The sequence below is a fragment of the Pectobacterium brasiliense genome (assembly GCF_016950255.1).
GTDB classification, from domain to species: Bacteria; Pseudomonadota; Gammaproteobacteria; order Enterobacterales; family Enterobacteriaceae; genus Pectobacterium; species Pectobacterium brasiliense.
This window is the reverse complement of sequence record NZ_JACGFN010000001.1, coordinates 1,737,905-1,758,994: the sequence shown is the minus strand read 5'-3', so window position 1 is coordinate 1,758,994 and position 21,090 is coordinate 1,737,905. Positions and strand designations below refer to the sequence as shown.

General features: G+C 54.2%; 16 protein-coding genes. 9 read left to right on the top strand and 7 right to left on the bottom strand.

Annotation, left to right across the window (positions count from 1 at the left end):
- Positions 1 to 36 precede the first annotated feature (36 nt).
- Positions 37 to 2,892: a two-component system sensor histidine kinase RcsC gene (gene rcsC, locus H4F65_RS07795; protein ID WP_072014191.1), complete on the top strand. Its 2,856-nt coding sequence runs from the start codon at positions 37 to 39 to the stop codon at positions 2,890 to 2,892.
- Positions 2,893 to 2,929: 37 nt separating this feature from the next.
- Here the strand turns inward: rcsC and rcsB are convergent, their stop codons facing one another.
- Genes rcsB through H4F65_RS07780 form a run of 3 tightly spaced genes read right to left on the bottom strand, consistent with a single transcriptional unit; the run spans position 2,930 to position 7,459 of the window.
- Positions 2,930 to 3,580, bottom strand: coding sequence for a response regulator transcription factor RcsB (rcsB, locus tag H4F65_RS07790; protein ID WP_005976164.1), 651 nt, complete (start codon positions 3,578 to 3,580; stop codon positions 2,930 to 2,932).
- 8 nt (positions 3,581 to 3,588) lie between these two features.
- Positions 3,589 to 6,273, bottom strand: a complete 2,685-nt coding sequence (rcsD, locus tag H4F65_RS07785; protein WP_039319282.1) for a phosphotransferase RcsD — start codon at positions 6,271 to 6,273, stop codon at positions 3,589 to 3,591.
- A 16-nt stretch (positions 6,274 to 6,289) separates the two neighbouring features.
- A complete protein-coding gene (locus H4F65_RS07780; RefSeq protein ID WP_010284106.1) occupies positions 6,290 to 7,459 on the bottom strand; it encodes an MFS transporter in 1,170 nt (389 codons plus the stop codon).
- A 342-nt stretch (positions 7,460 to 7,801) separates the two neighbouring features.
- On the opposite strand from H4F65_RS07780, the gene menF reads away from it, so the two are divergent.
- The 6 genes from menF (at position 7,802) to menE (ending at position 15,091) form a co-directional block, all read left to right on the top strand.
- Positions 7,802 to 9,124, top strand: a complete 1,323-nt coding sequence (menF, locus tag H4F65_RS07775) for an isochorismate synthase MenF (protein WP_010284109.1) — start codon at positions 7,802 to 7,804, stop codon at positions 9,122 to 9,124.
- Between the two features lie 220 nt (positions 9,125 to 9,344).
- Positions 9,345 to 11,027 carry a 2-succinyl-5-enolpyruvyl-6-hydroxy-3-cyclohexene-1-carboxylic-acid synthase gene (gene menD / locus H4F65_RS07770; RefSeq protein WP_010284111.1) on the top strand — a complete coding sequence of 561 codons (1,683 nt, stop codon included), beginning with the start codon at positions 9,345 to 9,347 and terminating at the stop codon, positions 11,025 to 11,027.
- The gene (gene menH / locus H4F65_RS07765; RefSeq protein WP_039319278.1) at positions 11,015 to 11,815 is read left to right on the top strand and encodes a 2-succinyl-6-hydroxy-2,4-cyclohexadiene-1-carboxylate synthase; all 801 of its coding nucleotides are present in this window, start codon (positions 11,015 to 11,017) and stop codon (positions 11,813 to 11,815) included. Before menD ends, menH begins: the two co-directional genes overlap by 13 nt.
- A gap of 5 nt (positions 11,816 to 11,820) precedes the next feature.
- The gene (menB, locus tag H4F65_RS07760) at positions 11,821 to 12,678 is read left to right on the top strand and encodes a 1,4-dihydroxy-2-naphthoyl-CoA synthase (RefSeq protein ID WP_010284115.1); all 858 of its coding nucleotides are present in this window, start codon (positions 11,821 to 11,823) and stop codon (positions 12,676 to 12,678) included.
- Positions 12,678 to 13,649 (top strand): o-succinylbenzoate synthase, encoded by a 972-nt coding sequence (gene menC / locus H4F65_RS07755; RefSeq protein ID WP_010284117.1) that lies wholly within the window; start codon positions 12,678 to 12,680, stop codon positions 13,647 to 13,649. Before menB ends, menC begins: the two co-directional genes overlap by 1 nt.
- A complete protein-coding gene (menE, locus tag H4F65_RS07750; RefSeq protein WP_010284119.1) occupies positions 13,637 to 15,091 on the top strand; it encodes an o-succinylbenzoate--CoA ligase in 1,455 nt (484 codons plus the stop codon). Before menC ends, menE begins: the two co-directional genes overlap by 13 nt.
- Before the next feature lies 1 nt (position 15,092).
- Here the strand turns inward: menE and H4F65_RS07745 are convergent, their stop codons facing one another.
- Positions 15,093 to 15,302 (bottom strand): catalase, encoded by a 210-nt coding sequence (locus tag H4F65_RS07745; RefSeq protein ID WP_010284122.1) that lies wholly within the window; start codon positions 15,300 to 15,302, stop codon positions 15,093 to 15,095.
- A 251-nt stretch (positions 15,303 to 15,553) separates the two neighbouring features.
- On the opposite strand from H4F65_RS07745, the gene H4F65_RS07740 reads away from it, so the two are divergent.
- Positions 15,554 to 16,093 (top strand): YfaZ family outer membrane protein, encoded by a 540-nt coding sequence (locus H4F65_RS07740; protein WP_010284132.1) that lies wholly within the window; start codon positions 15,554 to 15,556, stop codon positions 16,091 to 16,093.
- Between the two features lie 201 nt (positions 16,094 to 16,294).
- Here H4F65_RS07740 and tyrP read toward each other — a convergent pair whose 3' ends face one another.
- Complete coding sequence (gene tyrP, locus H4F65_RS07735; RefSeq protein WP_010284133.1) at positions 16,295 to 17,503, bottom strand: tyrosine transporter TyrP; 1,209 nt, start codon at positions 17,501 to 17,503, stop codon at positions 16,295 to 16,297.
- Between the two features lie 223 nt (positions 17,504 to 17,726).
- Between tyrP and H4F65_RS07730 the strand changes: the two genes are divergently transcribed.
- Positions 17,727 to 18,920 carry a nicotinamide mononucleotide deamidase-related protein YfaY gene (locus tag H4F65_RS07730; RefSeq protein ID WP_010284134.1) on the top strand — a complete coding sequence of 398 codons (1,194 nt, stop codon included), beginning with the start codon at positions 17,727 to 17,729 and terminating at the stop codon, positions 18,918 to 18,920.
- A gap of 421 nt (positions 18,921 to 19,341) precedes the next feature.
- Here H4F65_RS07730 and H4F65_RS07725 read toward each other — a convergent pair whose 3' ends face one another.
- On the bottom strand, positions 19,342 to 20,202 hold the full coding sequence (locus H4F65_RS07725; RefSeq protein WP_010284135.1) for a co-chaperone YbbN: 861 nt from the start codon (positions 20,200 to 20,202) through the stop codon (positions 19,342 to 19,344).
- Positions 20,203 to 20,312: 110 nt separating this feature from the next.
- Positions 20,313 to 21,083, bottom strand: a complete 771-nt coding sequence (locus tag H4F65_RS07720; RefSeq protein ID WP_010284136.1) for an SDR family oxidoreductase — start codon at positions 21,081 to 21,083, stop codon at positions 20,313 to 20,315.
- Positions 21,084 to 21,090 lie beyond the last annotated feature (7 nt).

Sequence of the window (21,090 nt, the reverse complement as noted above, 5' to 3'; positions counted from 1 at the left end):
AGCCAACTGGTTCTTCCATTATTCAACGGTATCCATTTGAAATATCTCGCCTCATTCCAGACCACATTAAAGGTGTCCCGCTATTTATTTCGGGTTCTGGCGGTCATGCTGTGGGTATTGGGCGCGCTGATATCCGTTTTTTATGTCACTAAAGTATTGAATGAAAAAGAATCAGAGCTGCGGCAGGAGTATAACCTCAGCTTTGATCAGTCGCAGGGTTACATCCGACACGCGTCGGATATTGTGCGCGAACTCCAGTATCTGGCGGCAAATCGCCTGATGCTGGCAAGAGAAAAGGCAGAGCCGCCAACTGAAGGGGGCCCCGGTGTCTCCGTTTATGCGCTGGCTCCCGGCGCAACCTGTTCCACGCAATATGGCGGGAATGCGGCGCTGCTCTCATTGAGCCATTTTTTCAACGGCTGGCAGGATAATTTTTCTGCCGTCTACGATCTTAACCGGGTCTTTTTTGTCGGTGGCGATCGGCGCTGTATGGTTGATTTTGGCATCCGTAACCAGTCACTCGACCGTGATAACTTGCTTAAAAATGTGCAGGATCGGTTTCAGGATCAGAAGAAGAGTCGCACCCAAAGCGGACGCGATGAAACGGTCTATTGGATTACCCGAGCTTCGATCCCCGATGTCGGCTATTTATATGCGCTGACGCCGATTTATGTGGATAACAAGCTGGAAGTCATCATGGGGATTGAACAGACGATCCGTCTGGATGACTTTGTCACCATAGGTAAATTTCCGATCAGTGCCCGGCTGCTGGATCAATATAATCAGGTTGTTTTGCAGTTTTCCGATGATAAAGAGCGTTACGCTTCGTCGGTAGACGGCTATCCCTCCGATCATAATTATTTTGGCTATGTGAATGGGTATGATGAACTCATTCTGAAGAAATCGCTGCCGCCGACGTCATTCAGCATTGTGTATTCGCTACCATTGAAGGTGCTGCTCTCCCATATCAGCGCCTTGATGATCAATATGCTGGTGCTAAATATGCTATCGGCTATCTTGCTGTTTGTACTGGCGCTGGTGTTTGAGCGGAAAATGCTGTTGCCGGCGGAAGTGAATGCGTTCCAATTGGAAGAAAACGAGCAATTCAACCGCAAGATTGTCGCATCGGCACCGGTAGGTATTTGTATCCTGCGTATTAATGACGGCACGAACATCCTTAGTAACGAACTGGCGCACAACTATCTCAACTTGCTTACCCACGAGGATAGGCTGCGCATTACCCGCATCATTTGCGAGCAGCAGTCCAAGTTTGTGGATGTCATGACCAGCCGCAATCATCACCTGCAAATCAGCTTTGTCCATTCGCGCTATCGTAATGAAAACGTGGCGATTTGTGTGCTGCTGGACGTCAGCGCGCGCGTTAAAATGGAAGAATCGCTACAGGAAATGGCGAATGCCGCCGAGCAGGCAAGCCAGTCTAAATCGATGTTCCTTGCCACCGTCAGCCATGAATTGCGTACGCCGCTGTACGGGATTATTGGTAACCTCGATTTACTGCAAACCAAATCGCTGCCGCAGGATGCCAATCGTCTGGTTGCCGCGATGAACAACTCTTCCTCACTGCTGCTGAAAATCATCAGCGATATCCTCGATTTTTCCAAGATTGAGTCGGAGCAGTTGAAGATTGAAGCGTGTGAGTTTGCGCCGCATGAAGTCATCAGCCACATCACCAGCAACTATCTCCCGCTGGTGGTCAAGAAACGCCTGACGCTGTACTGCTTTATCGATCCCAATGTGCCGGTCAGCCTGTTCGGCGATCCCGTACGTTTGCAGCAGGTGTTATCTAACCTGCTGAGTAACGCCATCAAATTTACAGACACGGGCTGCATCATTTTCGAAGTCGGCTGCCGCGATGGCTATCTGGAATTTGTGGTGCGTGATACCGGCGTGGGTATTCAACCTCGCGAGGCGGTGAAGCTGTTTGACCCGTTCTTCCAGGCAGGGAGCGGTGTTCAGCGCCATTTTCAGGGCACGGGATTAGGGCTGGCGATTTGTGAAAAGCTGGTCAATCTGATGGATGGAGACATTACCATCGAGTCAGAACCTGGGCTCGGCAGCCTGTTTGGCGTCAGAATTCCTCTGTACAAAGCGCACTATGCTCCAGCGGCGATCAACGCCAGCCTGCAAGGGAAAACGTGCTGGTTGAGGATACGCAATGCCCGGCTGGAGGCTTATCTTCTGACGCTGTTGCAGGATCAGGGGTTGCAGGTGGCGCGCTATCAGAATCAAACCGTGTCGCCTGATGATGTGATGATTAGCGATTACGCGTCAGAAGAGGACGTTAACGTTCGGGCGCATATCGTGATGAATGGCTCGCATACCGGGGTAGCGCAGGAAGTGAGCGATGGGCACTGGGTGCAAGGGACGTCCACGCCTCAACATCTGCCAGATTTGCTGGAGAAAATCTATCGCTCAGAAAGCGAGGATAGACATCGCATCGAGATTTCACCGCCGCTGACCAGCTACGTACGGGCTGAGAATGGCGACATTATGATTCTGGTGGTTGACGATCACCCCATCAACCGTCGACTGCTGGCGGACCAGCTCAGTTCTCTGGGCTATCAGGCCATGACGGCAAATGATGGCGTAGACGCACTAGGCGTATTGAGTAAAAACCACATCAATATCGTACTGACGGATGTCAACATGCCGAATATGGATGGTTATTTGTTCACACGACGTATGCGCGAGCAGGGGTTACGTTTCCCGGTTATCGGTGTAACGGCAAATGCGTTGGCGGAAGAAAGAGAACGTTGCCTTGGGGCTGGGATGGACCACTGTTTGTCAAAACCGGTTACGCTGGATACGTTGCAACAGGCGTTGGCGCATTACAGTAATGTGGTGCGTCAGGCGAGAATCTCTGAGGAATAACCTGCACCAGCGGCTGCCGGTGCAGGAGAGGACATCCTTAGTCTACCTGGGTCGCGCCGCCGTTAACGGAGGACAGGTAATTCAGCAGGGCGATATCGTTCTCGACGCCCAGCTTAGTCATGGCTGACTTCTTCTGGCTACTGATTGTTTTGATACTGCGATTCAGTTTTTTGGCGATTTCGGTAACCAAAAAGCCTTCTGCAAACAAGCGCAGCACTTCACTTTCTTTCGGAGACAGGCGTTTGTCGCCGTAGCCGCTGGCGCTGATTTTCTCCAGCACTTTGGATACGCTGTCCGGCGTGAATTTCTTCCCTTTTTGCAGGGCAGCCAGCGCTTTGGGTAAATCGGTCGGCGCACCTTGTTTCAGTACGATGCCTTCGATATCCAAATCCAGCACCGCGCTCAAAATTGCCGGATTATTATTCATGGTAAGAACAATAATAGAAAGGTGAGGAAAATGGCGCTTAATGTATTTAATGAGGGTAATACCATCGCCGTATTTATCGCCTGGCATGGATAAATCGGTGATTAAAACATTAGCGTCCAGCTTAGGTAGGTTATTGATCAGCGCTGTTGAGTCTTCAAATTCGCCAACCACATTGACCCATTCAATCTGCTCAAGCGATTTTTTGATGCCAAAAAGGACAATAGGATGGTCGTCGGCAATAATTACGTTTAAGTTACTCATCGTTTTGGTTACTCATCTTGTTGGCTACCTTGCTGCCCTTTAGGTTCTACTGGGGATAGTAATGCACTGACAAACCTCTCAATTTCATGAAGGTTAGCCTCAATCTGTTCACTATCATGCGCGGTAATATGCTGTTCAAGCTGTTCACACAACTGCTTGCCAGGATGCAGATTAAGCATGGCAAACACGCCTTTCAGCCGGTGTGCCGTCTGCGAAAGCGACGGAAAATCGCCTGCTTCCACTTCAGTATACAGCCTCTTTAAATCATCCGGTACTGTCTCCACGAACAGCGAATAATAGTCGCTTGCTGCTAATTGTGCGGCGTAAAATTCGACATTATCCGGTTCCCCTTCCTGTAGCGCATCGGGTGATGTTTCCAGTTGTAGCTCAATCAGCTTAAGTAATGCCTCCAGCAGGAGGTGGCTGATATTATAATTCACCCGCAAACGACGCGGGCCCAAAGGCGTTACTGTGTCATCGTCATGACTCAACAGCAGCGTATAATCTGCTTTTTTCTCCGGGTCGTCAGTCATGCAGATATCCGCTTCCTGATTAATCTGGCGTTCATCGCTAACCAGATAATTCGCACCCCAGCCCGTCAGCATATTGCCGACAATATGCTGTACTTCATCAGACGTCACATCCAGCAGAACGGTAATACCATCCAGCAGTTTTTCTTCCTCAACGGGAAGCGCTTCCGGCTCCAGTTTTAACGTCAGAATATAGTGCGTGCCTAATCCGGCCTTACTGTTGATAGTTAACGCGCCGCCCAGTTTATTACAGAGTTGATTGCACAAAAATAAGGTCAATCCTGAATTTTGTCCGAAACGATCGGACGCCGCAGGATGCAGGAAAGGGTGTCGAATATTTTCCTGCTCTTTGCCTGAAACATTCGTTCCCGTATCGCTGATCTGAATAATCAGCGTATCCGACTCATTATTTTTTCTATCAATCGATACCGTAATCTTGCCGTAATCCGTATTGGTCACCGAATAATTCAGCAACAGCGTCAGCGTCTTTTTCAACAGCTCGGCATCGCCCACGTAGGTTTGATTCATATCCAGATTGTAATGATGGAATAGGGTCAGACCTTTTTGATTCAATCGTGGCAGCAGCTCAAGGAGAACATGGTCGATAGCCGTCAGCAGTGAAAAACTTTCGTTGACCACATTCCATTCCTGCGCTTCCAGTTTTTCGTGCAAGGCAATATTTTCCAGCAGCTCAATCGCGCAGCGGGTATCTGCCGTTAGCTGATCCAGCGTGGGTGTCGGTATGGTTGCCGTCTCGCTGTGGCGTAGCGCATGAATATGCTGCCGTAGTGAAATCAGCGGCTGTTTGAATTCGCTGAGCAGGTTTTGGAATAACCGTTTTCTGGCATGAATATTCTTTTCGTATTCACGCTGGGCGAGCAGCAGTTTGCGCTGTACCAGAATCTCTTTATCCTGTTCACGCAGTAGGAAGAGGCAATAGTCAGGCGAATAGTGGCTGCGGATTTGGCGTATTTCATACATCTCATTATTAATCGTGACTTGAATAACGCCCTGATGCTCGTCCGCCATATTGGTGATTTTTTGCAGGCTCAGGTGCGGAAGCAACTGCTCTGCGCGCTCATTCTGTATGACGACTTTATTGTTGCTGAAATCATAAACCAGCACGCCCATTGGGATTCTGCCCGTGGTTTCGCGGTAAATATTCAGCGTCTTTTCCAACTGGCGAGAGACATCCTCGCCGGGTTGCGCATACTGCCGACGGAAAAGATAAAAGCCGACGACGGACAAACTCAGCAGAACCAGATTCAGCAGCAGAAGCCAGATGTTATTACGCAATGAATCAATAATCAGGGCTTTTACTGGCATCTGAAAAACGATTTTTATCGGTGCATTCACGAGCGTGGCGGAGATTTCAAGATTCGAGCCATGAAGCTGAACGTCTGCCGTGCCTTCGCCATTATTGTTGTCCATATTGCTGGCCGCCGGCGTATCCGGCTTCAGCATGAGATGCTCACGCGGAATGGTGTCTGGGATTAAATCGTTAATCGGTAAATCGAACGCCAGAATCGTCGCCAGATGGCCTGGCTGATTGAATGTGGTGCGCAGCGTAAAATAGTAGTCGTTATAGAAGCGTAATTTACGCAGCGGGGAAAAACTTTCGCGTTCGTCTAAGACATTCGCCTGTTGCAGCATTTCTGTCCGGCGGGCTTCGGCGATGACCGTAATATAATTACCACGGAACTGCGAGGAGATATCTTTCAGCGTCTGCGTGGAAATCATCGTCAGGCTGTTGTCGATACCATTCAGGTAATACATGGAATAGACGCTATTCTCCGCTCCCCAGAGAATATCAAGATAACGTGATATCCGGCGAACCGAGGTCAGTGTCCCTTTATCGTGTTGCCCAAAAATCAGCGCGTCCGTTTTCTGACCGTTTTTTTCTACGTAGAAAACATTCGGCATTAAATTAATGGCGGTAATGTTGGTGTCGCTAGCGGCGGGTTCGCTGTTCAGGCTGCCGTATATTTGATAGGTGAAAAAACGATAGGTATCGACGCGTTTTTGTATGCCCTGAGCAATGGTCGTCAGCGAGTGTTTTTTGTCCGCCAGCAAATCGTTGATGTAGTTATAGCCAAACGTTCCGGTAATCAGGAGCGAGAGCACGGTAAGGAGTGAAAAATAACGCAGGATCATGGCTGGCATCAATTAACGTTCCTGATTAGCGGATAACGGCACGCGCGCTGGCGCTAACGCCCAGCAATAGTAGTGCGACAAACCCGAATGCGGTAGCCAAATTGCTGAACTGTGCAATAAAGCCAAGAATGGTCGGGCCGATCAGAATACCTGCATAGCCTACGGTAGTAATGGAGGCGATGGCCAGATTCGGCGGCATGATCTTTTGATTCCCCGCTGCGCTGAATAGGATCGGCACCACATTCGATGCGCCGATACCCACCATCACAAAGCCCAGAATGGCGGTGATCGCATTATCAATGCTGATCGTTAACACCAGACCAAGTGCGGCGCAGAGGCTGCCACCGGTCAGAATCGCGTAGCGGCCGAGCGCGTTAACAATACGATCGCCGTTCAGTCTGCCCAGCGTCATCGCAACGGAAAACGCCGCATAGCCCATGCCCGCCTGCGCGCCGCTCAGGTTGCGTTCAACCGTTAAAAAGAGCGCGCTCCAGTCCAGTATGGACCCTTCGGCTAAGAACATGATGAAGCACAGTGAGCCAATGAACATCACCCAGCCGCGCGGGATGACAAACAGTGGGCCGCCTTCATCTTGATTTGTAGTGCGCAGCAGGTGTTGATGCGCCGTTGCCATCGCTAGCAGCATAAGTGCGACAATCGCCAGAATTGCCATCAGCGGAGACAGGCCAAGCCACAGCAGGGCGCTGACGCCGCCTGCACCGACAATCCCCCCGATGCTAAAGAAACCATGAAAGCCTGACATCATCGCCCGGCCGCTGGCCCGTTCTACGATGACGGCCTGAATATTCATCGCGACATCAATCATCCCCATGGACGCGCCGAAAAAGAGCAACGTTATCGCCATCAGGGGCAGCGTTTCTGCCTGCGTCAGCGCGGGCAATACCAGGCAAAGCAGCGCGCTTGCCAGCAAAATAACGCTGCGGCACCCGAGTTTGCTGGTGAGGAAACCGGTCAGCGGCATGGCTAAGAGTGAGCCAATACCGAGAGAAAGTAGCAACATCCCCAAAGAGGCATCACTGATAGCCAGCCGCGTTTTGACAAAGGGCACCAGCGGTGCCCAGGAAGCCATAGCAAAGCCCGCAACAAAGAAAACGATGCGCGTGGCTGCCTGTGCTTTCTTGCCTGGCATATTCTGATTAATGCATAACGGGTTGGAATTCAGCGTTGTACTCATCCTGATGAGGCTATCCGGTCGACGTAACAAAGGCCTATTTTTACCATAGTTAGCGGTCTGAATGGAAAGAATCGTGGTGTACGGTTTTGGTGCGAGGGAAGAAGGGGGCGGTGGAGCAGTGTAGCGGGCAAAAAAATGCCGATTAGATAATCGGCAAAAGAATCGGTCAATTGAAGCAATAATGATGATGGAATAGGATTTTAGAGCGATGCGCGCGACCCGTTTTGCCGTTTGGTGCGATTTTAGTCCGTGCTCACCGTTATGGTCTTGCGTAACCTCTCACCCACGACGTGTTTTTTTCCCGTATAATCCCCTACTTTGTGTTAGGTCTCCGGGGTAACGGTGAAACAACTTTCCGACTTGCTGCGGCATCTGCAGCAGGATTTGCGCGAGCCACAGCCTGAACGCGCAGGTTTCAGACAAATAACGCGTTCGTTGACCCTCAGCGACGCGTCTGAGCTATTGCCGTGGCTGGCGACTCAGCCAGTGTACCCCCAGTTCTATTGGCAGCATCGTCAGGATCGTGAAGAAGCCGCCGTGTGCGGCAACGTGTGCGGGTTTCGCCACATTCAGGATGCTGAGGCATTCCTTGTTCAGCAGCAGTGCGATCCCGATGTTCGCATCTGGGGGTTGAACGCGTTTAATCAAACGAAAGAGGACGGTGCTTCTTCACCCGGCTACCTGTTTTTGCCCCGTGCGGAACTGCGGCGTCAGGATGATACGCTCAGCCTGAGTATTAACCTGTTCAGTGACACGTCATTGCAGCAGGATGCCATTGAAGCCTCGGCGTTTATTAACCTGCTTCTGCCGCCCGCTCCGCAGCCTCTTTTGCATGCGGAAGTGCAGTCCGTCGGGCATCAGCCGGAGCGTCAGGGATGGATCGATTTGCTCCAGCGAGCGCTGCATGACATCAATGCCGGGCTGATGGAAAAAGTGGTTCTGGCGCGGGCAACCACACTAACGTTGACGCAGCCGCTACAGGCCACCACCTTTATGGCCGCCAGCCGAGCGGCAAATCACCACTGTTTCCATTTCATGCTGGCGCACGATGCGCGTCATGCGTTTCTCGGTTCCAGCCCGGAGCGGCTTTATCGTCGTCGGGGTAGCGAACTGGAAACGGAAGCGCTGGCGGGGACGGTGGCAAGCGATCGCGATGCGCGCAAAGCCACGGAACTGGCCGATTGGCTGATGAATGACACCAAAAATCAGTGCGAGAACATGCTGGTGGTGGATGATATTTGTCAGCGATTACAGCAGTCCGCGCTGTCGTTGGATGTGATGCCGCCGGAAATTGTACGCCTGCGTAAAGTACAGCATCTGCGCCGTACCATCCACGCCACGCTGCGCACCGCATCCGATAGCGCGAGCCTGAATGCGTTACAGCCCACGGCTGCCGTCGCGGGTCTGCCGAGGAAAGAGGCTCGCCGTTTTATTGCTGAACATGAACCGTTTGAACGCGGCTGGTATGCGGGTTCCGCAGGTTACCTTTCGCGTCAGCAGTCTGAATTCAGCGTGGCACTACGTTCGGCCGAAGTGCGGGATCATGTTTTAACGCTTTATGCCGGAGCCGGAATTGTGGCGGGTTCTGATCCAGAACAAGAATGGCAGGAGTTAGAAAACAAAGCAGCAGGGCTAAGATCCCTGTTAGACGGTGATATGTCATAGTTTTGTTTTATGGTTGTTGTGCGAGGTACTGGTTTATATCAAAGTCAGCGTGATAAAAAAAAATATAATAAGGCTGATCTCGATGTTTGCTGAAGGGCAACCAGGCCGACAACAGTTCGATCATTCGTATTTTGCCTATATCCATCATTTTCTGTGAGCCTACGGCCAGTACACGGGAAGATGGCGGGAATAACCTGCAACCTGAGTTGTTGAGTACAACATGTCAACAAGTGTATTTAATCGCCGCTGGGCTACATTACTGCTGGAATCGCTGACCCGCCACGGTGTCCGGCATGTCTGCATCGCGCCTGGTTCTCGTTCCACCCCGCTGACGCTGTCTGCGGCGGACAATCACGCGCTGATTTGCCACACGCATTTCGATGAGCGGGGGCTTGGGCATCTGGCGCTGGGGCTGGCAAAAGCCTCGCGTGAACCGGTTGCGATTATCGTGACGTCAGGCACCGCCGCGGCGAACCTTTATCCCGCCATCATCGAAGCTGGGCTGACCGGCGAACGGCTCGTGGTGTTGACAGCCGACCGCCCGCCGGAACTGATTGACTGCGGTGCAAATCAGGCGATTCGCCAACATGCACTGTATGCTTCACACCCCACGCTGGCGCTGGATTTACCGCGCCCCACGCCCGACATTCCGGCTAGTTGGCTGGTTTCCTCTGTGGATAGTGCAATGGCGCGACTGACGCACGGCGCGTTGCACATTAACTGCCCCTTTGCTGAACCGCTGTACGGTGCCGATGACGGCACGGCGTATCAGGACTGGTTAATGACGCTGGGTGACTGGTGGAACAGCCGTGAGCCCTGGCTGCGTGAAATGCGCCAGAGTACGCTAGCGGTGCAGCCGGACTGGCCGCAGTGGCGACAGAAGCGGGGCGTTATCCTCGCCGGTCGCGTGACGCCAGAACAAGGCGCGCGACTCGCTGAGTGGGCGAACGAACTGGGTTGGCCGTTGATTGGTGACGTCCTGTCGCAAAGCGGGCAGCCGTTACCCTGTGCGGATATTTGGCTGGCGCATCCTGACGCGGCGGCTCGTCTGCGGCAGGCGGAAATTGTCTTGCAGTTCGGCGGCAGCCTGACCGGTAAGCGCCTGCTGCAATGGCAGGAACAGTGCCAGCCGCAAGAATTCTGGTTAATTGACGATTTGCCGGGACGGTTGGATCCGGCTCACCATCGCGGGCGTCGTCTGGTGGCGGACGTGGGAGAATGGTTGTCTGCGCATCCGGCACATAAACAAGCGCCGTGGGCGGATGTGTTGGCGGATATTGCCGACAAAACGCAGCGGCAGATCGACGCGCATCTGGCTTCCCGTTTTGGTGAAGCGCAACTGGCGCAGCGCATACCGACGCTGCTGCCGCCGGACGGACAGCTGTTTGTCGGCAACAGCCTTGTGGTACGCCTGATCGATGCGTTGGCGCAACTCCCGCAGGGATACCCGGTGTACGGTAACCGCGGTGCCAGCGGCATCGATGGCCTGATCTCTACGCTGGCCGGTGTACAGCGTTCCACGTCAAAAGCCACGCTGGGCATCGTCGGCGATCTTTCCGCGTTATACGATTTGAATGCGCTGGCGCTGCTGCGTCAGTCTCCCGCGCCGCTGGTGCTGATTGTGGTGAACAATAACGGCGGCCAGATATTTTCCCTGTTGCCGACGCCAGTTGCACAGCGCGAAGCATTTTACTGCATGCCACAAGATGTGGAGTTCGGGCACGCGGCCGCGATGTTTGGCCTGAATTACGTGCGTGCCGAGAGCTGGGAACAGTTGGCGAATACGGTGGCGGATTGCTGGACTCAGGGCGGCGTCAGGCTGCTGGAAGTGGTAGTTGAACCGAAGGACGGCGCAGCAACGCTTAATGAACTGGTCGCGCAGGTGGCGACGTGGGCGCACTAGAGTTTCAAGGGCTAAGCTGCCGGAAGGTGACGCATGGCGCGGTGGCTTCTGGGCAACCGTGGCTGGTGTGCCTGCATGGTTTATTAGGCAGTGGCGAAGACTGGCTGCCCGTTCTGCCGTTTTGCCGCGACTGGCCGGTGCTGCTGGTGGATTTACCCGGACACGGTGCATCGCGAACGATTTCCACAACAGATTTTGCTGATATCAGCCGCCAGTTAAGCAAGACGCTGTTGGATCAAGGCATTGAGAACTACTGGCTGCTAGGCTATTCGCTCGGTGGGCGTATCGCGATGTATCACGCCTGCAACGGACAGCATGACGGCATGCTGGGGCTGCTGGTCGAAGGCGGTCATCCCGGTCTGGCAACGCCGGAGCTGCGTACGGAGCGTATCCAGCACGATGCACGCTGGGCGCAGCGCTTTCGTCAGGAGCCGCTACCAGCGGTCTTGCAGGATTGGTATCAGCAGGCGGTGTTTGCCGATCTGGATTCAGCGCAGCGTGAACAGCTGATCGCGCGCCGCAGCGCGAATCACGGTGCGTCCGTTGCGGCAATGCTTGAAGCGACCTCGCTGGGGCGACAGCCCTTTTTGGCGGAACGCCTCCGGCACCTGTCGATACCTTTTGTTTACTTATGCGGTGCCAGCGACGTGAAGTTTCAAACGCTGGCGGCGCAATACGGCCTGCCGTTACTGAGCGTGGCTCAGGCGGGTCATAATGCTCATCAGGCGAATCCAACGGCCTATGCCGAGCGGGTTCGCTCTTTTCTTTTGCATCACGTTAAGGATTGATAACTATGCTTTATCCGAGTGAAGACCTGCTTTACGCACCGATTGAATGGCACGATTGCAGCGGCGACTTCGCCGATATTCTCTACCATAAATCCATCGATGGCATTGCCAAAATCACGATTAACCGTCCTCAGGTTCGCAACGCATTCCGTCCGCAAACGGTAAAAGAGATGATTCAGGCGCTCGATAATGCCCGTCACGACGACGGCATCGGGACGATCATTCTGACCGGCGCTGGCGATAAGGCATTCTGCTCCGGCGGCGATCAGAAAGTACGCGGCGACTACGGCGGTTATCAGGATGACAGCGGTGTGCATCACCTGAACGTGTTGGATTTCCAGCGCCAGATCCGTACCTGTCCGAAGCCGGTTGTCGCGATGGTAGCAGGCTATTCCATCGGTGGCGGACACGTTCTGCACATGATGTGTGATCTGACGATTGCGGCAGAGAACGCCATCTTCGGTCAAACGGGTCCACGTGTCGGTTCTTTCGACGGCGGCTGGGGCGCGTCTTACATGGCACGCATCGTGGGCCAGAAGAAAGCGCGTGAAATCTGGTTCCTGTGCCGCCAGTACGATGCGGCGCAAGCGCTGGATATGGGGCTGGTTAACACCGTGGTTCCGTTGGCCGAGCTGGAAAAAGAGACGGTGCGCTGGTGCCGTGAAATGCTGCAAAACAGCCCGATGGCGCTGCGTTGCCTGAAAGCAGCACTGAATGCAGACTGCGACGGTCAGGCTGGCTTGCAGGAACTGGCGGGTAACGCCACCATGCTGTTCTACATGACGGACGAAGGGCAGGAAGGCCGTAACGCGTTCAACGAAAAACGCCAGCCTGACTTCAGCAAATTCAAACGGAATCCGTAATGCGTCAGGTCACTCTCTATCGTTACAGCGTGCCGATGGAAGCCGGGGTGGTGCTGCGCAATCAGCGTCTGAAAACCCGCGATGGGCTTATCGTTCGCTTGCAAGACGGCGAGCGATTAGGCTGGGGCGAGATTGCGCCGCTGCCGGAATTCAGCGTGGAAACGCTGGCAGAGGCGGAATCAGCCACGCTTGAACAGCTAAAATCGTGGGCGGCAGGGGCAGCATTTTCTGACGATCTTCCGCCTTCTGTTGCCTTTGGCTTGAGCTGTGCGCAGGCCGAGCTGGATCAGCGACTGCCGCAGGCGGCGGACTATCGCAAAGCGCCATTGTGCAGCGGCGATCCTGACGAGCTGTTTGACATGCTACAGGCGATGCCGGGCGAGAAAGTGGCGAAGATCAAAGTCGGGCTGTATGAAGCGGTGCGTGATGGCATGATCGTTAACGTACTGCTGGAAGCCCTGCCGGATCTGAAACTCCGTCTGGATGCCAACCGCAGTTGGACGCGTGCCAAAGCGGACGGTTTTGCCCGCTACGTCGCGCCGTCATTGCGTTCGCGCATTGCGTTTCTCGAAGAGCCTTGCAAAACCCGTGAGGAATCTCGTGAGTTTGCGCGGGAAACGGGCATTAGCATTGCCTGGGACGAAAGCGTGCGCGAGGCGGATTTTCGGGTGGAAGCCGAGCCGGGTGTGAGCGCGATTGTGATCAAGCCTACGCTGGTCGGTAGCCTTGCTCGCTGCCAGCAACTGGTGCAGGAAACGCATCAGGCTGGATTAACGGCGGTGATCAGCTCCAGTATTGAATCCAGTCTGGGGTTAACGCAGCTGGCACGTTTGGCGCACTGGCTGACGCCGGATACGATCCCTGGGCTGGACACATTGGATCTGATGCAGGCGCAGGTGATTCAATGCTGGCCGGAGAGTGCGCTACCGCTGCTGGCTGCTGAGCAACTGGACGTGGTATGGCAATCCTGACTGACTGGCCTTGGCGACACTGGGCTAACCAGACGCCCCAGCCTGTTTCGTTGAATGAACCTGTTTCGTTGAATGAGTCTGTCGCCTTGATTGACGACGAAACCCGCTGGAGCTGGCAGTCGCTTGCTCTGCGGGTAGATCGTCTGGCAGCGCATTTCACACAGCAGGGTGTGATGGCCGACAGTACGGTCGTGCTACGCGGGAAAAATAGTGTCCAGATGCTGTTCAGCTATTTGGCGCTGTTACAGTGCGGCGTGCGCGTTCTGCCGCTGAATCCACAGTTACCTGATGCACTAACTGAGGCGCTGCTGCCTACGCTGAATGTGGCGTATGGTCTGTGCCTGAATGATAAACCGTGGCCGAATGCGATACGCACGCTTTCTTTGTCATCAGACAATACCGAAGAAATTCACTGCATAGATCGATTACGCTGGCAGGCCGATCGGCTGGCGACGCTGACGCTGACATCTGGCTCCAGCGGGATGCCAAAAGCAGCGGTGCATTCATTTGCTGCCCATCTCTCCAGCGCGGAAAGTGTGGTGCAGATGATGGCATTCTCCTCCAGCGACAGCTGGCTGTTGTCACTTCCGCTCTTTCACGTTTCCGGGCAGGGCATCGTCTGGCGCTGGCTTGCGACTGGGGCAACGCTCGTTGTCCGCACACATCAGCCTCTGGATAGTGCATTGCGCGATTGCACCCATGCTTCTTTGGTACCAACGCAACTGTGGCGGCTGTTGTCAGAGGGGACATTCCCTTCGGCACTGAAAGCCGTATTGCTCGGTGGCGCGATGATTCCGCAGGCGCTGACGCAACAGGCGGAAGCGCGAGGCGTTAGCTGTTGGTGTGGCTATGGCCTGACGGAACTGGCGTCCACGGTCTGCGCGAAACGTGCTGACGGGCGTTCGGGCGTCGGCATGCCGCTGCACGGGCGAGAGATTCGGCTGGCGGAGGATGAAATTCTGCTGCGTGGCAGCACGCTTGCCGCAGGCTATTGGCGCGATGGGAAACTGATTCCACTGGTCGATGATGACGGCTGGTTCCATACACGGGATCGCGGGCGATTTTCCGAGGATGAATGGCACATTCTGGGACGTCTGGATAACCAATTCTTCAGCGGTGGGGAAGGGATTCAGCCCGAGAATATCGAAGCCGTATTGTTGGCGCATCCTGATGTTCAACAGGCCTGCATTGTGCCTGTTGACGATGCGGAGTTCGGCCACCGTCCTGTTGCGGTATTGGAGGTGGCACAAGCCACGACGCTTGATGCAATACGCGATTGGCTACAGCCACAGCTTGCCGGATTTCAGCGTCCGGTCGCGTATTATGCGCTGCCCGTTGAACTGAAAAATGGTGGGATTAAGCTTTCTCGCCAGCAGGTGAAAAGCTGGGCCAATGCCATGCACCATTCGCCCAACACAACAGGCCGCGCAGCTCGGTCGTAGGTTAGTTGTCCGGTGCGCTGGTGCCGGATGTCGCCACTTTTCGCGGATGATTGGTCTGATTATTGGCGCTGGTTTCACGATCAAACAGCGCCAGCTTCTCCAGAAACCACATGTCCTGAAACCGCATCGGGCTGTGCCTGTCGGAACCCACCGCCTGAGGAGTATCCATCGTTGTCGCGCGCTTTTCTGTGGCTAATTTTCCTTCTCTCATCATCGTTTCCTTCTGCTTTTTTATCGTCATCCATGATGATTACTATTATTCACTTTGTCTTTTTTGCGCAAATAGGCGGCGCTTATTGCTGCTATTGTCAGCAGCACTGAAGGAAAACTTTCATGATTATTAAAAGAATAAATCGCAGCTCTGGGCAATTTCATGCTGGAGTGAGGGGGCGTTTCGGGTAGAATCGGCAACGATAACACCTTTACACGCGCGTTTAACGACGGTTTTTAAGGATATTGAAAATGAAAAAGTTTGTGATTGCCTGTGCGGGAAGCTTGTTACTTGCAAGTGCTTCTGTACATGCCATTAGCCTTTCCGGGGAAGCAGGTCGCGATTACGTTGGTGCCAATGCGGGCTTCGGTCTGGGCATCCCTGGGCTTGCGGGCAATGTGAGCTATGCCCACGGCGACAACAACAATGATGTATACGGCTTCGGCCTGGGATACACCATTCCTGTTGGTCCACTCAAACTGACGCTGGGTGGTAAAGCGCTGTACCTGAATCAGGATCACGGCAATGATGGCTATGGCGTCGCACTGGGCGGTGGCGTGCAGTGGCCGCTGAGCCGTCAGTTCTCGCTGTATGGCGAAGGTTACTATTCACCGGATGCCTTCTCCAGCCATATCGACCACTATGTGGAAGCAAAAGCAGGCGTACGCTGGCAGGTCTTTGCACCGCTGAGCGTTGATGTCGGTTACCGCTACATCAATATGGCGCGTGAGAACGGCCCGGATAACAGACTGGCGGATTCTGCCTATATTGGCGTTGGTCTGAGCTTCTAATATACCCGTCATACTTCAAGCCGCAGGTGTGTTGGCTTTCCTCGCTCACCCCAGTCACTTACTTGTGTAAGCTCCTGGGGATTCACTGCGTCGCCGCCTGCCTGCAACTCGAATTATTTAGGGTATCGTGGTTCGAAAGAAAAAAGAGCGTGAATGTTGAGTTCACGCTCTTTTTTTATGCCTAGGCGTCGCTGAAAAAGATTAGCTGATTGACGGTAGCCAGCCTGCCACCATCGCCAGTTGGATCAGGATAATCGCTACGCCGCTGGTGAAGACCAGCGCCAGGACCGGCGAGCCACCGCGCGTTGCACGTATTTCAGGACGCTGTTTGCGTACCTGCCAGCTCAGCAGTACGGGAATAAGCAGTGCCAGCACGGTCAGCGCAATCGCCGCATAGCCTAGCGCCATCACAAAACCTTGCGGATAAAAGAGAGCAAACACCAGCGGGGGAATAAAGGTCAGCAAGCCCGTTTGCGCACGCCCGATGATGCTATTTTTACGTTTAAACAGATCGGCTAAATAATCGAATAATCCAAGTGCCACGCCGAGGAAAGAGGTCGCCAGTGCCAGATCGGCAAACAGGTGGACGGCCAGTTCAACGTGCGGTGAGGCAACCAGCGTGCGAATAGCCTGCATCAACCCATTCAATCCCGCCTGATCGGCCAAAATAGCGTTGAATGTTGAAGAACTGAGGCTGCCCAGCATCACGAGCTGCCAGAAAATATAGGCAATCAGCGGTATCACGCTACCGATAAGGAATATTCGGCGCAGCTTACGGCTGTCGCCACCCATGTAGTGCACGATACTGGGGATACTGCCGTGAAAGCCGAACGACGTCAGGATAACGGGCAATGCCGAGAGCGTCAGACCCTGTTGCAGTGGCAGCGTTAAGAGATTGACGCGCTGAATATGCGGCACCATGACAGCCAGCATGATGACGAGCATCAGCACTTTGCCGCTAAACAGGATACGGTTAAATAAATCGACGGAGGAGGTACCGATACAAACGACGCCACCAGCAACCAGCGTAAAGAGCAGAATGCCTGCGGACAATGGAAGTGAGTAGCCACTCCACTGGCTAATGCTGCTAGCGAGCAGCTCGCCTGCGCCGCTGATATACGCAGCCGTGAGCGCATACATCAGAAATAGCATACTGAAACCGGTGATCCACTGTCCCCAGCGGCCGAGGTAGATTTTTGCCAACGTGCCTAGCCCAGTGTGCGAGGGCTGATGCTGATACACTTCAACCAGCAATAAGGCGCTGTAACACATCAGTGCCCACAAACCGATTAATATCATCAATGTAGTACCAAACCCGACGCCGGCGGTTGCTAGCGGCATCGCCAACATTCCAGCTCCGATAGTGGTGCCTGCAACGATAAAAATGCTGCCAAGAGTACGATTTTTCACCTATTCCTCTATAAATAGCGTGGCTATCCAGATATTTTTGGCAGCAGGGTAGAGTATTCAGTGATTTCTGTCAAAACGCCGTTACGAGGGGTGTAATTTTATTTTTACACTGGAGTGAGGCTCGGCGGCGGTGGCCTATTTTGGGGCGGGCTGAAAGAAATATTGTGTTTGTTCATCCGACTTTTTAAAGTGGTTTCAGGATCGTCACGAGGAATAAAAAAAAATGCTTAGGGTCGAGATGTTATGTACCGGCGATGAAGTGCTGCATGGTCAGATTATTGATACCAATGCGGCCTGGCTGGCGGATTATCTGTTTCAGCAGGGATTACCGATGACCAGCCGGATGACGGTGGGGGACGATCTCGATGCGCTGGTGACGGCAATAACGCAGCGTAGCCAGGTAGCCGATATCCTGATTGTGAACGGCGGCTTAGGGCCGACCAGCGACGATCTCAGCGCGTTGGCAGCGGCTACCGCAGCAGGAGAAGGGCTGGTTGAGCACGCGGAATGGCTGGCGCGTATGGAGGCGTTCTTTGCCGAGCGCGGTAGAGTGATGGCACCGAGCAACCGCAAACAGGCGCAAATCCCCGCCAGCGCGGAAATGGTAGATAACCCGGTGGGTACCGCCTGTGGTTTTGCGCTGCAATTGAACAAGTGCCTGATGTTTTTTACGCCGGGCGTGCCGTCTGAGTTTAAGGTTATGGTCGATCAGCAAATTATGCCGCGCCTGCGTGAGCGTTTTGCTGTCGCTGATGCCCCGCTGTGCCTGCGCCTGACCACCTTTGGCCGATCCGAGAGCGATCTGGCAAGCCAGTTGGACGGCATGGCGTTACCGCCGGGCGTGGTGCTGGGCTACCGCTCTTCTATGCCGATTATCGAGCTCAAGCTAACCGGCCCTGCTGCACAGCAGGAAAACATGGAGCAACTGTGGGAAACGGTGCGCACCGTGGCAGGGGAAAATACCATCTTCGAAGGAACCGAGGGGTTACCGGCACAGCTGGCACGGCGTCTGGCCGAACGTGATATGACGCTGGCAGTGAGTGAACATTTCACGGCAGGATTGCTCAACTGGCAGCTCCAGTCGGCAAATACGCCGCTGGCGGGTGGAGAACTGTTGGCAAATGTTGATGATACCAACCTGTCTGGGCTAGCGGACTATGCACGTCATCTGGCGGAGCGTCAGGGGGCGTCGTTAGCGCTGGTTGTGGGTAACCGGAATGATGCGGAGCTGTCATTGGCGATGCATACGCCGGAAGGATCTTTCGCCCAAACGATACAGTTCAACGTACAGCGCTACAGCCTGAAAACGCATCAGGAAGTCGTTGCGATGCTGGCGATGAACATGCTGCGCCGCTGGCTAAACGGCTGGTCCGTCTACGGCGGACACGGTTGGATCACGGTGCTGAAGACGCTGTAGTCAGCGGGGAATTTCCGAGGATCTTACCCTTAACCTGCCTCTTAGCTACACTTCTATTCGGCTTTCGGGGCTAGTTTCGTGCGCGATGATACCGTTATTTTCATGCTACCTCGTAGCACGCGCCCGACACGGGACGGCTCAAGCGCCGCTCGCCCCGTGACCCCAGGCTTTTTGGCGTGAATTGCGCCGCTGTGCGGTGCCTTCGGCGCTCGTTTCCGCTTGTCGAGCCGCCGGTGACGCGTTCCCTACGCGGCACCGGCTTTCGCGGCATCCATGCCGCTCACTCGGCGGTAACGATCACCTCAGCGCAATTTTTACGCCGGGTTAGCATGTCCGAAACTATCACAGCAATTCAGCATAAAACTATTCGCCTGCAAATAAAAAGGCCAGAATCAACGTTCTGGCCTTCTTCACAAGAGAATTAATACAGCAGCGAATAAAGCTGCCTACGGTAGCGGGCGGCGAGGGCGTCGCCGGTGCCGAGGGCGGCCATGATGTCCATTAGCGTTTTACGTGCGCTGCCGTTAGCGACGGCCAGATCTTTCTTCAGGAAGCCCATTAGCAGTTCGAGCGCTTCTTCGTTGCGTCCAACCTGATGCAGTTGCAGCGCCAGCTGTACCGCCAGCTCCGCATTTTGCGGATCGGCATCCAACTGCTGCTGTAGATGCTGAATTTCTGGCGTATCTGCCGCTTGTTTCAGTAATTCAATCTGGGCAACAAGGCTGTGATAACGGGTATCCCTGTCTTGTAAAGGAATGGTGGCCAACACGGCTTCCGCATCTTCACTGCGGTTGATCTGAATCTGTACCTCTGCCAGCATCAGACCGATGTCGCTGCGCTGCTGGCTGAGTTGCCAGGCGTCTTTCAGCAATTGCATTGCTTCCGGCAGTTTGTCTTCCTGAATCAGCTGCTGCGCCTGTGCGACTTTCAGCTCTTCTTCTTTCGGCAGTGCGCGTTTCAGCAACTCACGAATGGCCTCTTCCGGCTGTGGCCCCTGAAAACCGTCCAGCGGTTGCCCGTCTTTAAACAGATACACGGTTGGGATTGAGCGCAGGCCAAACTGGGCGGCTACGCGCTGTTCTGCATCACAGTCAACCTTCGCCAGAACAAACTGCCCGGCGTATTCCTGCGCCAGCTTGTCCAACACCGGTTCCAGCTCCAGGCAGTGCTGGCTACGCCCCGACCAGAAGTAAAACAGGACTGGCAGTGTCGTGGATTGTTCCAACACCTGATGCAGGTTGGATTCATTGACGTCAACGATAGTCGCTTGTTGTTCTAACATGAGTAGTCTCTCTTACTTCTTGAATTCATTTGACTCTTAGATGGGGCCTGTCGGTGTCACTTACAAGCCTTGTGCAGAAGTGAGCGTGTAATACATCACCCTCTGCGACCTTATCCTCGTAATACCTTATCCAGAAGACACCCCGGTAGCAAACGACGCAGCCAGGTTAAGGCGTGAGCCACCAGCGTCACGGGATAGCGTAATTTAGGCCGTGAGCTTTCCAGCGCATGATGGAGCTTCGGTAATATCGCTTCCGGCGGCAGCGTGAAGCGCTTGGCGATGCCGGGGTTGGTCACCGGTTTGTCCGTCTGCGTCTGTGCGACATTGCTGGTAAAGCGCGTACTGATCGGGCCGGGCTCGATCAGGCTGACGTGCAGGCCGCAGCCGTGTAATTCCATACGCAGCGCATCTGACCAGGCTTCCAGCGCATATTTGCTGGCGGCATACGCACCGCGACCCGGCGTTGATACCAGTCCCAGCACGGAACTGGTCTGGATGATGCGGCCTTCACCGTGCGGCAGCATCGCAGGTAATAACAGCTGCGTGAGCTGATGCGTGCCGAACAGGTTGCTGGAAAACTGCCGTTCAAGCTGCTGGCGCGAAATGGTATTCAACGAACCATACAGGCCGTATCCGGCGTTATTAAACAAACCGTACAGGCGGTTATCGGTCAGCCTGATCACCTCTGCCGCGGCTTGTTCCACGCTGGCGCTGTCATCCAGATCGAGCGTAATCGCTTCCAGGCCTAGCGCGGTCAGACGAGCGACATCCTCTGTACGGCGGCAGGCTGCAATCACGCGATAGCCACGTTTTTGCAGATCCTGAGCGGCAATCAGGCCAATGCCGCTGGAGCAACCGGTAATGAAGACCGTTTTTTGCATAACTTTA

Excerpts from the sequence above, each read along its gene's own strand:
- rcsB (WP_005976164.1), bottom strand. The coding sequence starts at position 3,580 with ATGAGTAACTTAAACGTAATTATTGCCGACGACCATCCTATTGTCCTT.
- rcsD (WP_039319282.1), bottom strand. The coding sequence starts at position 6,273 with ATGCCAGCCATGATCCTGCGTTATTTTTCACTCCTTACCGTGCTCTCG.
- H4F65_RS07780 (WP_010284106.1), bottom strand. The coding sequence starts at position 7,459 with ATGAGTACAACGCTGAATTCCAACCCGTTATGCATTAATCAGAATATG.
- menD (WP_010284111.1), top strand. The coding sequence starts at position 9,345 with ATGTCAACAAGTGTATTTAATCGCCGCTGGGCTACATTACTGCTGGAA.
- menB (WP_010284115.1), top strand. The coding sequence starts at position 11,821 with ATGCTTTATCCGAGTGAAGACCTGCTTTACGCACCGATTGAATGGCAC.
- menC (WP_010284117.1), top strand. The coding sequence starts at position 12,678 with ATGCGTCAGGTCACTCTCTATCGTTACAGCGTGCCGATGGAAGCCGGG.
- menE (WP_010284119.1), top strand. The coding sequence starts at position 13,637 with ATGGCAATCCTGACTGACTGGCCTTGGCGACACTGGGCTAACCAGACG.
- H4F65_RS07745 (WP_010284122.1), bottom strand. The coding sequence starts at position 15,302 with ATGAGAGAAGGAAAATTAGCCACAGAAAAGCGCGCGACAACGATGGAT.
- H4F65_RS07740 (WP_010284132.1), top strand. The coding sequence starts at position 15,554 with ATGAAAAAGTTTGTGATTGCCTGTGCGGGAAGCTTGTTACTTGCAAGT.
- H4F65_RS07730 (WP_010284134.1), top strand. The coding sequence starts at position 17,727 with ATGCTTAGGGTCGAGATGTTATGTACCGGCGATGAAGTGCTGCATGGT.
- H4F65_RS07725 (WP_010284135.1), bottom strand. The coding sequence starts at position 20,202 with ATGTTAGAACAACAAGCGACTATCGTTGACGTCAATGAATCCAACCTG.
- H4F65_RS07720 (WP_010284136.1), bottom strand. The coding sequence starts at position 21,083 with ATGCAAAAAACGGTCTTCATTACCGGTTGCTCCAGCGGCATTGGCCTG.